At 60.4% G+C, this 13,634-nt stretch carries 15 protein-coding genes; 4 read left to right on the plus strand and 11 right to left on the minus strand.

Annotation, left to right across the window (positions count from 1 at the left end):
* Positions 1-21: 21 nt before the first annotated feature.
* From ACOWVD_RS13405 to ACOWVD_RS13420, 4 genes are all read right to left on the minus strand, one after another.
* The gene (locus ACOWVD_RS13405) at positions 22-975 is read right to left on the minus strand and encodes a FecR family protein (protein WP_421105671.1); all 954 of its coding nucleotides are present in this window, start codon (positions 973-975) and stop codon (positions 22-24) included.
* 76 nt (positions 976-1,051) lie between these two features.
* Positions 1,052-1,552: an RNA polymerase sigma factor gene (locus tag ACOWVD_RS13410; protein ID WP_019454234.1), complete on the minus strand. Its 501-nt coding sequence runs from the start codon at positions 1,550-1,552 to the stop codon at positions 1,052-1,054.
* Positions 1,553-1,696: 144 nt separating this feature from the next.
* Positions 1,697-1,897 carry a YaiA family protein gene (locus tag ACOWVD_RS13415; RefSeq protein WP_004940491.1) on the minus strand — a complete coding sequence of 67 codons (201 nt, stop codon included), beginning with the start codon at positions 1,895-1,897 and terminating at the stop codon, positions 1,697-1,699.
* 47 nt (positions 1,898-1,944) lie between these two features.
* A complete protein-coding gene (locus ACOWVD_RS13420; RefSeq protein WP_164095454.1) occupies positions 1,945-2,349 on the minus strand; it encodes a nuclear transport factor 2 family protein in 405 nt (134 codons plus the stop codon).
* Positions 2,350-2,447: 98 nt separating this feature from the next.
* On the opposite strand from ACOWVD_RS13420, the gene ACOWVD_RS13425 reads away from it, so the two are divergent.
* Positions 2,448-3,188 (plus strand): helix-turn-helix domain-containing protein, encoded by a 741-nt coding sequence (locus ACOWVD_RS13425; RefSeq protein ID WP_197763870.1) that lies wholly within the window; start codon positions 2,448-2,450, stop codon positions 3,186-3,188.
* Between the two features lie 36 nt (positions 3,189-3,224).
* Here the strand turns inward: ACOWVD_RS13425 and aroL are convergent, their stop codons facing one another.
* The 4 genes from aroL to ACOWVD_RS13445 all read right to left on the minus strand — a co-directional run bounded on the left by aroL (position 3,225) and on the right by ACOWVD_RS13445 (position 7,661).
* Positions 3,225-3,749: a shikimate kinase AroL gene (gene aroL / locus ACOWVD_RS13430; protein ID WP_004940499.1), complete on the minus strand. Its 525-nt coding sequence runs from the start codon at positions 3,747-3,749 to the stop codon at positions 3,225-3,227.
* Positions 3,750-3,857: 108 nt separating this feature from the next.
* Positions 3,858-4,376: a GNAT family N-acetyltransferase gene (locus ACOWVD_RS13435; RefSeq protein ID WP_004940503.1), complete on the minus strand. Its 519-nt coding sequence runs from the start codon at positions 4,374-4,376 to the stop codon at positions 3,858-3,860.
* Positions 4,377-4,429: 53 nt separating this feature from the next.
* The gene (locus ACOWVD_RS13440) at positions 4,430-6,553 is read right to left on the minus strand and encodes a TonB-dependent siderophore receptor (RefSeq protein WP_421105672.1); all 2,124 of its coding nucleotides are present in this window, start codon (positions 6,551-6,553) and stop codon (positions 4,430-4,432) included.
* Complete coding sequence (locus ACOWVD_RS13445) at positions 6,546-7,661, minus strand: ABC transporter substrate-binding protein (RefSeq protein WP_049242838.1); 1,116 nt, start codon at positions 7,659-7,661, stop codon at positions 6,546-6,548. The genes ACOWVD_RS13440 and ACOWVD_RS13445 overlap by 8 nt, the downstream gene beginning before the upstream one ends.
* A 219-nt stretch (positions 7,662-7,880) precedes the next feature.
* Here ACOWVD_RS13445 and ACOWVD_RS13450 point away from each other — a divergent pair, with 219 nt between their 5' ends.
* Positions 7,881-8,342, plus strand: a complete 462-nt coding sequence (locus ACOWVD_RS13450) for a GNAT family N-acetyltransferase (RefSeq protein ID WP_021504707.1) — start codon at positions 7,881-7,883, stop codon at positions 8,340-8,342.
* Here the strand turns inward: ACOWVD_RS13450 and ACOWVD_RS13455 are convergent, their stop codons facing one another.
* Entirely contained in the window at positions 8,343-8,900 is a 558-nt protein-coding gene (locus tag ACOWVD_RS13455; protein ID WP_015376804.1) for a class I SAM-dependent methyltransferase, read from the minus strand.
* A 241-nt stretch (positions 8,901-9,141) separates the two neighbouring features.
* Positions 9,142-9,426 carry a YdgH/BhsA/McbA-like domain containing protein gene (locus ACOWVD_RS13460; RefSeq protein ID WP_004940519.1) on the minus strand — a complete coding sequence of 95 codons (285 nt, stop codon included), beginning with the start codon at positions 9,424-9,426 and terminating at the stop codon, positions 9,142-9,144.
* Positions 9,427-9,735: 309 nt separating this feature from the next.
* Between ACOWVD_RS13460 and ACOWVD_RS13465 the strand changes: the two genes are divergently transcribed.
* Entirely contained in the window at positions 9,736-10,911 is a 1,176-nt protein-coding gene (locus tag ACOWVD_RS13465) for a low temperature requirement protein A (protein WP_033634036.1), read from the plus strand.
* A gap of 198 nt (positions 10,912-11,109) precedes the next feature.
* Here the strand turns inward: ACOWVD_RS13465 and ACOWVD_RS13470 are convergent, their stop codons facing one another.
* A complete protein-coding gene (locus ACOWVD_RS13470; RefSeq protein WP_015376802.1) occupies positions 11,110-12,471 on the minus strand; it encodes an esterase-like activity of phytase family protein in 1,362 nt (453 codons plus the stop codon).
* A 426-nt stretch (positions 12,472-12,897) separates the two neighbouring features.
* Here ACOWVD_RS13470 and aqpZ point away from each other — a divergent pair, with 426 nt between their 5' ends.
* Positions 12,898-13,593, plus strand: coding sequence for an aquaporin Z (aqpZ, locus tag ACOWVD_RS13475; protein ID WP_004940529.1), 696 nt, complete (start codon positions 12,898-12,900; stop codon positions 13,591-13,593).
* The last annotated feature ends 41 nt before the right edge of the window (positions 13,594-13,634 follow it).

Consider the following 13,634-nt stretch of genomic DNA (forward strand, 5'->3'; position numbering starts at 1 on the left):
GTCCCGGCCCACCTGCGCCGCTCAGTAAAGCAGCGTGATGCCGGGGAGATTCAGTTGGCGGGCGGCGAGTTCCTGACGAATGGCGCTGACACCGTCGTCGAGTTTATTGAGCGCGAACACGCCGCTGACCGTACGCGATCTGAGTTCGGGATTGATCGCTACGATGCGGGTCTCGCGATAGCGGTTGAGCTGCGCGAGCGCCTGCGTCAGCGGTTGGCGGTCGATCACCAGCCAGCCGCGCCGCCAGGCATCATCGCCGGCCGTTTGCCGCGTCAGCCACAGCAGGCCGCTGCGGTAATGCGCCGCCTGGCGTTGCGCGACCACCAGCGAGCGCTCGCCGCGCTCGAGCGTCACCCGCACGCTGTGCTGATGCACGCTGACGTCGACGCCCTGCCCGGTGCGCGCCACGCTGAACTCGGTGCCCAGCGCCTGGGTGACGCCGTTTTCCGCCTCTACCCTGAACGGGCGCTTTTCCGGCCCGTTCACCGGTGCGACGATAAAATAGGCGGCGCCGCTCAGCAGCCGCACCTTGCGTTCGTTGGCGGAATAGGCCAGCGCGATCGCGCTGCCGCTGTCCAGCGCCACCCGGCTGCCGTCCGGCAACGTGACTTCGCGCACCTCGCCGCGAACGGTTTGATAATCCGCCTGCATGCCGATCCATATATCCGGCCCGCGATAAACGCCGAAGGAAACGGCGATCGCCACCGCCGCCGCCATCGCCCAGCGGGCTCCTCTACGGCGAAATGGCGTTTTCAGCGCCGCTACCTGCGGCTGCAGCGCCTGTCGCTGTTCTGGCGGCAGTTGCCCCAGCGTCGCCCACAGCAAGCGAGCCTGATGCAGCGCCGCCGGATGCTGCGGATCATCGGCCAGCCAGGCCTCCAACGCTCGCCGCTGGTCGGCGGCCAGCGCCCCTTCGGCCAGGCGCACGGCCCAGGCGGCCGCCTGTTGCCGCGACTGCGCGGTTAGCGGATTCATGATGGCATAGACCCCTGTTTTTTCTGGTTATAGGTTAAGACGTCTGAAGGCGCATAAACCCGTAAAAAAATTGTCATTATTGATCGTCCATCAACGTCATCAGCCGCTCCAGCGCGCTGGCCAGATGCTTCTCCACCGTACTGAGCGATACGCTCAGTTGAGCCGCCACCTGCGCCTGGGTCAGCCCGTCGAGCCGGTTGAGCCGGAAAATCTGCTGCGTGCGCGGCGGCATGCCCGCCAGCGCCTGTTGCAACAGCTGCAGCATTTGGCTGTCAATCGCCAGCTGCTCGAGCGCCGGTTCGCCGGAGGGATACTGCGCCAGAATGTCATCCTCTACCGCATCAGTCTGTCGCCGCTGCTGTTGCCGAAGATGGTCAAGCATCAGATTCTTGGCGGTTTTATACAGGTAAGCCTCGATATCGAGAATATTGCCCTGCGGGTATTGCTCGGTGAGGCGGGTAAAACTTTCCTGCGCCAAATCCGCGGCCAGCTGAGGGTCGCGCAGTTTGGCGTTCAAGTAGGCTTGCAGCGGCCGCATATGGCGCAGAAACAGCGCCTGCAACTCGGAATTGGACATCTCTTTTCCCAGAAGTGAAACACCCAATAGGGGCGATAAAAATCACATAAATGATTATCATTATCAATATTGTTCTGGGAAATATGTGCTAAGGCGGGGATAAACAGGAAACCGGCCTGACGCCGGTTTCCGCTGGGCTGCAGGTCAGAGCTCTAACGCCTCGTCTTCATAGCGATGCTTGGCGTCGAGCGCTTCCTGCTCGGTTTCATGTTCACTGAGCAACGTATTCGGCTCAATATCGTCGGTGCGCACCTCAAAGCGGCGCAGATGCAGGTTCGGGTCGCCTCGAAACACCTCTACGACGCGGGCACTCCGTGGATAAGCAGGTTGATCATTTTCGCGCATGCCGTTCTCCCGTGTGTTTCACACAGTAGCAAGTATAGCAGCCGCCCTCATTCCGACACGCGCGAGCCAAGATCGCGATCGCCGGGAGCGCCCGCCAACAGCTCGGTCAGTTCTTCGCAGGCGCAAATGCGGCCTTCACGCACGGTGAAGTGCGCCAGCACCCGCACGCGGCTGCAGGTGCCGTCGCGCTTTTCCACCTCGACCAGATGGTGGGTCAGCACCGCCTCGCCCTGCTCCGCCGCCGCGATCACGCTCAGCGTCATGCGGCGGGTTTGCCGCTTCAGCAGCGCCATATGCTGCTCAAACTGCTCGAAGTGCAGCACCTTGCCATCCACCTGCTGGCGGTAGTCCGCGCTGAAGCGGGCGGCGAGCAGGGCCGGCCGATGCTCCGGGTTGGCGACGATCTGCCGCAGCGTATCGAGCACCAGATTCAATGGGGTAAGTTGAGTCATCACGTTTCTCCGAATAGGGTGAATGGCGATCCTATCTCGGTCGGGTGATGGCATAATAACCGCATCAGGACTTTCAATAACGTTAAACGGCCAATACGATGCAGATCCGCAGCCAACGTCTTCAGCATGAAAAAAAGCACCTGACGCCCTGGCATCAGCACCAAGGCGGCCAGATCTATCTCTTGACGCGCGGCATGCTGGCGCTGGAACTGCCCGGCCGGCAATGGGCGATCACCGGCGGCACGCTGGGCTGGCTGCCGCCGGGGTGCGCCCATCAGGCGCTGGCCTGCGGCGATGTGGCGGGCTGGAGTCTGTATCTGCCAGTGGAAAGCGCGCCGGAGATGCCGCCGCAGCCGCAGCTGTTCACGGCCTCTGCGCTGTTGCAAGCGCTGGTGGAACGCATCGCGCAGTTCCCTGCCGGCCCGCTGAGTGCGCCGCAACGGCGGCTGCTGCAGGTGCTGCTGGACGAAATGCACGCGGCGAGCGGCGCCCCTTTGCAACTGCCGCTGCCGCAGGACGCCCGGTTGCTGAACATCGCCCGCGCGCTGCTGAACGATCCCGCCAGCCTGCGCAGCCAGCGCGACTGGGCCGTCTGGGCCGGGCTCAGCCCGCGCACCCTGAGCCGCCGCTTTCAGCAGGAAACCGGCATCGGCTTCGCGCTGTGGCGCCAGCAGGCGCGGGTATTGCGTTCACTGGAGGGGTTATCACGCGGCGAAGCGGTTGGCGAGGTGGCCGACGCCTGCGGCTATGATAACGTCAGCGCCTACATCGCCGCCTTTCGCCGCCGCTTCGGCGTCACGCCCGGGGCATACTTTGCGGCCGCTCGGCAAACGGAATAGAAAAACGGGCGCACAGCGCCCGAAGAGAAGAAAAGGTTATTTCACCGTCTCACGCGGCAGCACCGCGAGGATTTGTTCCACCACCCGCTGCGGATCGGCGGCGCCGTCCATCACGTAATGTGCGGCATCCTGATACAGCGCTTCCCGCGCGGCCAGCACCTCGCGCATCTCTTCGGCGATCGGCCTGCCGGTGAGCGTCGGGCGCTGCGCATCTTCCGGGTACTCTTCCAACCGCTGCGCCAACACGCTGGCCGGCGCGCGCAGGTAGATAACGGTGCCATGCTGGCGCATAAACTGACGATTCTCTTCCGCCAGGATCGCGCCGCCGCCGGTGGCAACTATAGTTGACGGCTTAGTCACGGTTTGCAACGCGACGGTCTCACGGCGGCGGAACCCCAGCCAACCCTCGCGCTCGACCATTTCCGCCACGCTCATCTGCGCCGCCTGCTGCATAAACAGATCGGTATCGACGAATTGATAGCCCAACGCCAGCGCCAATGCGCGGCCTACCGTGGTCTTGCCGGCTCCGCGAGCGCCTATCATGAACAGGGTTTGTGTCATTACGGGTTGTCCCTTATGCGGTGACTGAGTGCATTGCATACCAAAATGCCGAGCGGGTGCGATGGCGTGGTGGCAGCATCATACCCTGCCCGCTCTGTATTTCAATATTTACGATAGTGTAAATTCCATGGCACAGCGACTGCCGACGGCAAAGCCGTGCGCCAGATCCTCATCCAGATGCCGCCGCAAGGCGGCCGTGAGCTGCGCGCCCTCAAGAGGCCGGAATCCCAGCCGCCGGTAGTAAGGCGCATTCCACGGCACCTCAATGAAGGTGGTGAGCGTCAGGCGGCCGGCCCCCTGCCGTTTGGCTTCTTCCGCCACCGCGCCGATCAGGCGGCGGCCGACGCCCTGCCGCTGCCAGGTGCCGGCGACCGACAATTCGGCAATGTGCCAATCTTCCCCCTGAGCCAGCACGGCGATGAAACCGGCGCACTCGCCGTTGTCGCTTTCCGCCAGCCATTCACGGCGCTCGGCGATAAACGCGGCATGCTGCTGCGGGGCCATCACCTCGCCCTCGGCAATAAAGCGCCATTCCGGCTGTTGGCGAAACAACTGCGCCGCCGAGCGTTCAACCGCCATCAGATGCGCGATATCCCGCTGCTGCGCCAAACGAATCTGCAGGCTCATGGGTTCTCCTTAACGTTGGGGCGGTTATTTAAGCAAATTTCACCGCCCGTGGCTTAGAAATCGATACTGCCGCGCAGCACCACCTCACGCGGCTCCCCCACCGCCACGCGCAAATTGCCGCCGCTGGATGGGTAGTAGGTTTTATCGAACAGGTTCTTCACGTTCAGCTGCCATTTCACCCGATAGCCGTTGATCGGCATGGTGTAAGCGGCGAACGCATCGGCAACGGTGTAATTATCCAGGTAGAAGCTGTTGGCGGCGTCACCCGGGCGGCGGCCGACATAGCGCGCGCCGGCGCCGATGCGCACCTCATCGCCGCTGTAGAGACCCGGGCTGCCCAGGTTCTGGGTCAGGAACAGCGAGGCGGTGTGGCGCGCCACGTTGGTCATCTCTTTGCCCTTGTTGTCCGGATCGTCCACCACCCGTGCGTCGGTATACGCATAGGAACCGATCAGGCTCAGCGAGTCGGTGAGATTACCGGCCACGTCCAGCTCCACGCCCTGCGAACGCACGCGTCCGGCGGTGCGCGTCACGGTTTCGCCCGCCACCAGCTCACTGACCATCACGTTGCGCTTGGTGATGTCGAACAGCGCCAACGTGCCGGTAACACCGTTCGGCAACGCCAGCTTGCCGCCGACTTCCCACGACTTGCCCTGCTCCGGCGGCAGCGAATCAATCTGGGTGGCGATGGAAGAGTTCGGCTTGAACGACTCGGTATAGCTGCTGTACAGCGACACGTAAGGCGTCAGCTTGTAGACCACCCCGGCGCGCGGCACCAGCTTGCCGTCCGAGCTGTCGGTATTGGTCTGGAACGGCCGCCCCTTGCCGGCATAGACGTCGAAAGCGTCGTAGCGCAGCCCGCCCATCACCAGCCATTTATCGGTTAGCTGGATGGAATCCTGCATAAACCAGCCGTAGCTGGTGAGATTTTCCCGCTGGTCGCTGTCTTTGGCGCTGACCGCCGTCGACGGCGGCATCAGGCCGTATACCGGATGATAAATATTGAAATCGCTGTTCTTTTTACCGCGGATCATGTCGCCGCGGTAGGTACGGTTATCTTCAAAATCAAAGCCGAACAGCATCTGGTGGTTGATGCTGCCCCAGTCCACGTCACCATTGAACGTCAGCTGCACCGCGTTGGCGTGGCTGACGGCATGGGCGGTCGAGTCGGCCTGGCGGCTCAATGCGCCGCTCTCCGGGTTCAGCGCCGTGGCGCGCGCCTGGTTGTCGCTGTAGCTGTTGCGGCTGTAGGCGTAGGTCAGCGAGCTTTTCCAGCGCTCATTGAGCGTTTGATCGATCTGCAGGGTGACGCTGTCCTGATCGCCGCGGGTGGCGTTATAAGCCTCGTCGAAACGGCGATCGCGCGGCGTATTCACCGGTTTGCCGGTGCGCGAATCGATAATGGTGCCGCGATCGAACGGCACCAGATATTCCATATGTTCATAGGCCAACCGCACGGTGGTGTTCTCGCCGTACCACATCAGCGAGGGCGCGATCACCGTCTGGCGATTGCGGCCAAAGTTGCGCCAGTAATCGGTTTCATCGTGATCGACGATCATCCGATAGGCAAACCCCGACGTGCCGAGCGGCCCGGTAACGTCGAGCTGGCCACCGCCGCCGTTGAAACTGCTGCCCCAGCCTTCCACGTGGGTATGCTGCTGCAGCTGGGGCTTTTTGGTGATCATGTTGATCATCCCGCCCGGCTCGCCCATGCCGTACAGCATCGAGGCCGGCCCCTTGAGCACCTCCACCCGCTCGGTGGTCGGCGTAAAGTTGCGCGCCTGCACCGAGCGCACGCCGTCGCGCAGAATGGAGCCGTCGCGGTTGTCGCCGAAGCCGCGTTTCATTACCGCGTCCTGGGTGCCCCCCAGCGTGTTGGCCTGGGTTATGCCGCTGACGTTGTACAGCGCTTCGTCCAGGCTGCTGACCGCCTGATCGGTAATCACCTGTTGCGGCACCACGTCGATCGCCTGCGGCACGTTCAGCAGGTTGGTTTCGCTGCGGGTACCGGTAACGCTGGTCAACGGCTGATAGCTCTGCACGCCGTCGGCGTCTTTGCGGCCGACCACCACCAGGCTCTCTTCCTGCGGCGCGGCTTTTTCCGCCGCCCACGCCGGCGATGTCGTGCAGGCTGCCAAAGGCAATGCGCACCACCAGCCGCGCTTGTTGTTATTCATTATCTAACTGACTCCAATAGGTCCCTGAAAAAGGTAACGGCAAAAACTGCTGATACAGCTGTTGGAAGGTCTGCTGCGGGTTGATGTCGGCGAACAGATCCGGGTAAAACGCTTTGGCGAACATCTCGACCAACACGACATGGTACGGGCTGAGGTAAAAGTTGTGCCAGACGCTCCAGGCGCGGTGGTTTTTCACCGCCTGCAGGCTGGCCAGCATCGGCTGTTTGGCGATCAGTTGGCGGAAGCTGTCGGCGGCCTCCTGTGGGCTGACCTGCGGCCCGAGGCGCAGATCGGACAGCCGTTTGCCCTGCGGCCCGGCCATGCCGGTGGCGAGGTACACGTCGGGATTGGCGCTCAGAATGGTTTCCGGGTTCAGCTCGCCATACACCCCTTTGACGCTGGCGTTGGCGATGTTGTCGCCGCCGGCGAAGGTCAGCAGATCGCCGAGGTTGCCGTGCGCGGCGGTGGTGCAACAGGTGTCGCGCCGCCCCAGATGCAGGTGCAGCATCACCTTGGGCTTCGGCCCCTGATAGCCCGCCAGCCGTTGCCGGATCACCGTCATATGCTGCTGATAAAACGCGATGAACTGCTCGGCGCGTTGCTGGCGATTAAGCACTTCGCCCAGCAGCCGCACGCTCGACACGGTGTTGTTCAGCAGATCGATGCGCAGATCGACGTAGATCACCGCCACGCCGGCCTTGCTCAGTGCGGAAACCAGCAAATCGTTGTCGCCGTCTTCACGCGCGTAGCGCGCCAGGATCACCAGATCCGGCTTCAGCTGCAGCAGGCTTTCGATGTTGACCTGGCGAAAGTTATTGCCGCTGATGACGGGGATCTGGGCTATCTGTGGAAACTTCTGCGCATACAGCTGCCAGCTTTGCGCATCAAAGCGCGCCAGATCCGCCGGCCAGCCGACGATGCGCTGCGCCGGGTTACCCGGCTCCAGCAGCGCCAGCGTATACAGCATGCGGCTCTCCCCCACCACGATGCGCTGCGGGTTGTCCGGCACCGCGACCTGGCGGCCGGTGATGTCGGTTACCGTCTTCGCCTGGGCGGAGAACATGCCGAACCACAGGGAAAGCAGCAGTAAAATGAGGGAATTGCGCATGATTGAGCCGAAACGGGGGAAATAGTGTGCGCATGATAATCACTCTCATTAGCACTTGCAATCCCACGCCGCAATTGCCAAAAGAAATCCGGGAAACGGCGCCGGGCATGCGGTGAAACACCGTGAAACCGCTAAAATAGCGGCTTTAAAAAGTTAAAAAAATGGCGGAAAAATCGGTTAAATAGGAGGGGGAAACAGCAAAAAAACCGGGAGACCTCCATGACTCAACGCATCATTCCGCTGTCGGAGTGCCCGCAGTTTGCCGATGTGTGCGCCGCCTGGGCTTTCGGCCAATGGGGGTCACAGCGCGGCGGTTCGCTGGCGCGCACCCAGCTGCGTTTCGCCCAATGCAGCCGGCCAAGCGACGATCACCTGACGCTGATGATGATCGACGGCGATCGTCCGGTCGGCATGGCCAGCCTGTGGCCCAGCGACGATCACCAGCGTCAGGATCTCACTCCGTGGCTGGCCGGCGTCTTCGTGCATCCCGATCACCGCCGCAAGGGCATCGCCCACCGTCTTGAAATGGCCATCGTCGAGGCGGCGCGGCAACGCCATCACTCGGTTCTGCATCTCATTACCGACAAGTCGGAAGCGCTGTACGCCGGCTGGGGTTGGCAACCTCTGGAGCGCCGGCGGCAGCATGACGAAGAGGTGGTGGTGATGGAGAAAAAACTGTAGCTAACGCGGCGTACAGACATACACCAGCGCCGGCGGGAAGTTGCGCACCACCCGCAGGCGCTTCCAGTGAAAATAGCGCGACAGCAATTTTTCCGACAGGTGGCTGTATTGGAACAACACCAGCGTGCCGTTGCGCGCCAGCAGCCGCTGCCGGGCCTGCTGAAGAATGCGCACGCTGATCCTGACCGGGATCGACAGCAGCGGCAGGCAGGAAAACACCACGTCGTAATCCGTGGCCATCCGGGTCGCAGAGTGGCCCATCACCTTCAGCCGCCGATCGTCTATCCCGCGCAGGCGATGCACGAAATGGGGTTGGATCTCGAAGGCCTCCAGCGCCGCATCGGCGCGCATCCGCCCCAGAATACGTTTGGTCAACACCCCGTCGGCCGCGCCCAGTTCCGCGATCGACAGCGCCCGGGTCCATTCAACCTGATTCAGCATCGCCTGACACAGCCACGGGGAAGAAGGCGCCAGCGTACCGACGGTGCGCGGTGAAGCCATAAATTGCTGCAGGTAAGCGAAGTGATTCATCAGTTGCAGCCGGGTCGCATTTAACATTGAGGCCTCCTTGGGTTAAGCCCTCAATGTGAGCCGAATTTCTTAAGTAATCATTAACATGATTCCGAAAGCGGCAGACACAGTTGTAATAAAATGCAACCTCATCAACGGCACGCAAAGAAAAACGGCCGTAATAATGACCTGAGAATAAGTCTTTTATACACCGACTATTCAGATAATTATTGCGACCGTTTATTTTATTGGCCGCGTTGCCGCGGCCAGAGCGTAAAAAAACCAATGCTTAGCGATAAATTTCCGCATTGCCGCGCCAGTTGCTGGAATCCCCGGGGGTGTCCAGACCGATAATGCGATAATGGCTGGCGCCGTCCGCCGCGGCTTTTTCTTTAAGGGCGGTGATGGCATCATGCGGTGAGCCGCTAATGCCGGAAACCGACACGACGCCGATGCTTTGCAGATTGGCGGCCTGCTCGCTGTTGACCTGTTTCACCGACGACAGCGGCGCGGCGAAAGTGGAGAAAGAAGCGGCGGCGATCAATACGGCTGCGATGCTTGGGATGAGTTTCATGATTGACTCCAGGTGTTCTTGTTTATTAGCTCGTGGTCAGTGATGTTAATTATCCGCTAGCCAATGAAAACGGACGTCATGCAACGTAAAGAACATCAATCATTGTGAGGAGAATAAGGAGGAAGTAAGAGCGGGTGTGTATTTTCAGGCGGGAATGACTTTATAGACCTCACCTTACCCCTATTTGATGAACAATTAAAGACGGTGCGAGATAAAGCATGCGCGCCGCGTCTATTTAAGATTTTTTACCCGCCGGAGCGCGCTGAGCTACGCTGATTTTGTGGCTTACCCTTTTAAGGAAGAACGCTTATGTCGCAAAACCTGCTGCGCGTGCGTGACGGTCAGGGCGCTTCGGTCTCATTTTCCGAGCTGCTGTTCGATCTGATCTACGTTTTCGCCGTGACCCAACTTTCCCACTATCTGTTGCATCACCTGACGCTGACCGGCGCGCTGGAAACCCTGCTGCTGTGGTTTGCCGTCTGGCTGGCCTGGCAATACACCGCCTGGGTCACCAACTGGTTCAATCCGGATACCCGCCAGATCCGCCTGCTGCTGTTCGCGATCATGCTGCTGGGGCTGTTCGCCGCCGCCGCGCTGCCGCAGGCGTTTGGCGAGCGCGGCCTGATCTTCGCGCTGTTTTATGTCGCTATTCAGGTCGGCCGCTCCGCCACGGTATTGCGCCTGCTGGCGCCTGGCCACCCATTGAAACAAAACTTTCGCCGCATCCTCGGCTGGCTGTGCATCTCCGCCGTCTTCTGGATCGCCGGCGGGCTGGCGGAAGGCCATACTCGCCTGGCGCTGTGGGCGATCGCCGTCTTGTGCGAATACGTCTCGCCGATGTTCGGTTTTCGCCTGCCGGTGCTGGGGCGCTCGGACAGCAGCAGCGAATGGACCATCGAAGGCCACCATCTGGCGGAGCGCTGCCAGCTGTTCGTGATCGTGGCGCTGGGGGAAACCATTCTGATCACCGGCGCCACCCTGAGCGAAATGGAAAGCTGGAGCCTGCCGGTGCTCATCGCTTCGCTGGTGGCCTTTCTCGGCAGCCTGGCGATGTGGTGGGTTTACTTCGACACCAGCAGCAAAGCCGGCAGCCACGCCATCAGCCAGGCGGAAAACCCCGGCCAGCTGGGCGCTTATTTCCACTACGTGCACGTCGCGCTGGTGGGTGCCATCATCGTCTGCGCCGTGGCCAACGAGCTGGTGATCGCCCATCCTGACGGCCGCATCCAACACGCCACGGCGGCGGTGCTGCTGCTCGGCCCGGCGATTTACCTGTTCGCCAACGCGCTGTATAAACGGTTGGTGTATCGCCGCTTCCCGCTGTCGCACCTGGTTGGGCTGCTGGCGCTGGCGGTATTGGCCCCCGCCGCCTATTTAACCGATCTGCTGATGGTCAATGGCCTGACGACGCTGATCATGGTGGTGGTGGCGGTGTGGGAGAGCATCTCGCGCGGCAGAGCGCCGCAGCGGCACGCGGAGACCTGAAGCAAACGGGGGCGTCACCGCCCCCGCTGTGAGATTGATGACAAACCTCATGCCATTGCCGGGTTTGCAAAGAGCAGCGGATAAAAAAACAAGGAAAATCAATTTATTGATTTTCGGCTGATGGCCACAAAGGAGGAAAAACCACGTTTTTTCCTCCTTTTTCAACGGTCTGACGGGGGCGCTGTCGCCCCCTCTCGATCACTTCAAGGGTTGCGGCAAGGTGAGCACCCAGAGCTCACTCAGCGACTCCGGCTGCTCCAGAGGGCGCAATTCGATACGGGCATCGGTCTTGTCGCCGTCGAGGCTCAACCGCCCTCCTTTCTCCAGCTGGTAGTCACCGATTTTTTTGCTCTTTGGCGACGCATCCACCAGCTTCGCCTGCAAGCCGAAATCGTTGTCATTGATCACCGCCAGCGTGCGATCGTCGATCAGCGCCAACCCTTCCGCTTTCTCCTGGCGCCAGCCCAACTGGCGCAGATCCGCCACTTCCCGTTTCTGCGCCAGCTTCACGCCGCGTTTAGCCAGCTCTTGCGCATCGTCGAACTCCAGCGCTTTACCCTGGCCGTCAAACGTACTCAGATCGCTGGCCTGCGCGAGATCCACCAGATAGATCTTGTTGATCATCGTCTTATCTTTATCGGTTCCCTGTTCAATCAACAGGATGCGCTGGTTGTCCAACGCCACGATATCGCCAATCTTGGCGTCTTTGGCTTTTTTATAGCGGTCGATATCGATGGGATAGCCATACATCGCAGTTTTGCCACTGCGCGGATCGAAGCTCACCAGCCGGGTAAACTGCGCCTTGTTTTTGCTTTTACCATCAACATCCAGCGTGCTCTGCACCGCCGCCAGAATGCGTCCATCCGGCATCCGGGTCAGCCCCTCAAAACCGCGGTTAGGCTGGCGCCACTTCAGGATGTTCGGCAAACCGCTCGCCACCGCCTGCTCGCCGGCCTGCGGCGTTGGGCCATATTTGGCGAGAATTTTGCCTTTGTCGTCGACATGGATCAGAAACGGGCCATACTCGTCACACAGCCAATAGCCGCCGTTGCCGTCACCGATGATACCTTCGGTATCCAACCCACGGCGATCACCGGACAGCGGTTGCAGCGCGTCGTTCAACGCCACTTCGTTCGTGGAACCAATCAGCTCGCTCGGCAGCGGCAGCCCGCTAATCGGCCCTTTTTCGTCATGCAAGGGCCGCGCATTCTCGGCCACGGCCTTGCCGCCGCCGATACGAATGTCCATCAACAGAGGCGTGAATTGCGGATTGGCGAAAATCTTGGCTTCTTGCTTGCCCACCGCAGGGGCATCAGCATTCGGGCCGCGATCGGTCAGCGTCGTCAGCACCAGATCGTCGCCCTGCTTGCGATTGAACGACAGCCCTGAGCCGATCCCCACCGGCAACCCCTGCGGGAAATGCTTGGCAAACGCCCCCTGATAGGCGACGCGTTCCCCGCCGGGGAAGCCGACCACATAACGCGCCACCTCAATATCTGCAGCGTAGGTGAATACCGGAAACAGCGAAGCCAACAGCAGGGAGAGCGATTTTATTCTCATGTTTTTTACCCGAGGTTGAATGAAGCGTTATCAGGCAGAAGAAGATATTAATTTAGCATGACACTTAGATGACAACAGGCGCTTCGTCAAATGTAAAACAAGCAATAAGGTTGGCTGGCAAATAGAAATTAGCAATTAACCTGAGCGTATTGAATGGATAAAACCGCTGGAAAAAACCACCCGAAAATAGCCCGCCATTTTGCTTAGGGTAAATTCTTATAGCAAAGATAAAAAAATCGGCAAACGCGCGTCGGCACGTGGAAAAACGGTGTTTTTCTCATAGACAAAATAAAATACCGGGGATTTAATACCGCCGTTATTCAAGGTGCATTAAGAAAATTCTATAGAATATCTGCATGAACTCAAAAAGCTGTTCTATAGTTTTTAGTGCTAACGCCCGTTAGTCTATTCCGCAGGATGGAATCTATGTCAAAGCGACTTTTTGCTGAATTTTTTGGCACATTTTGGTTGGTGTTTGGTGGTTGTGGTAGCGCAGTATTGGCAGCGGCATTCCCACAGCTGGGTATTGGTTTCCTCGGCGTCGCGCTCGCTTTCGGTCTGACCGTGGTGACGATGGCCTATGCCGTCGGCCATATTTCCGGCGGGCATTTTAACCCGGCCGTCACCGTCGGCTTATTCGCCGGCGGCCGTTTCGCGGCGAAAGACGTTATTCCTTACGTTATCGCTCAGGTCATCGGCGGTATCGCCGCAGCGGCGGTGCTGTATTTGATCGCCAGCGGCAAAGCCGGTTTCGACGCCACCGCAGGCGGCTTCGCCTCCAACGGTTACGGCGAACACTCACCGGGCGGTTATTCTCTGCAAGCCGCGATCGTGATTGAGCTGGTACTGACCGCCTTCTTCCTGATCGTTATTCACGGCGTGACCGACAAGCGCGCGCCGGCAGGCTTTGCCCCGCTGGCGATCGGCCTGACGCTGACGCTGATCCACCTGATCAGCATCCCGGTGACCAACACCTCCGTCAACCCGGCGCGCAGCACCGGCGTAGCGATCTTCCAGGGCACCTGGGCGCTGCAGCAGCTGTGGGTCTTCTGGCTGGTGCCGCTGGTCGGCGGCATTATCGGCGGCCTGATCTACCGCTGCCTGCTGGAAGACAAAAAATAAGCGTATCGCAGTCAATCGCGTTTCACGGGGCAGCCTTCATC

This window comes from Serratia sp. SA088 (assembly GCF_049065515.1).
In the GTDB taxonomy this organism is placed as follows: domain Bacteria; phylum Pseudomonadota; class Gammaproteobacteria; order Enterobacterales; family Enterobacteriaceae; genus Serratia; species Serratia nematodiphila.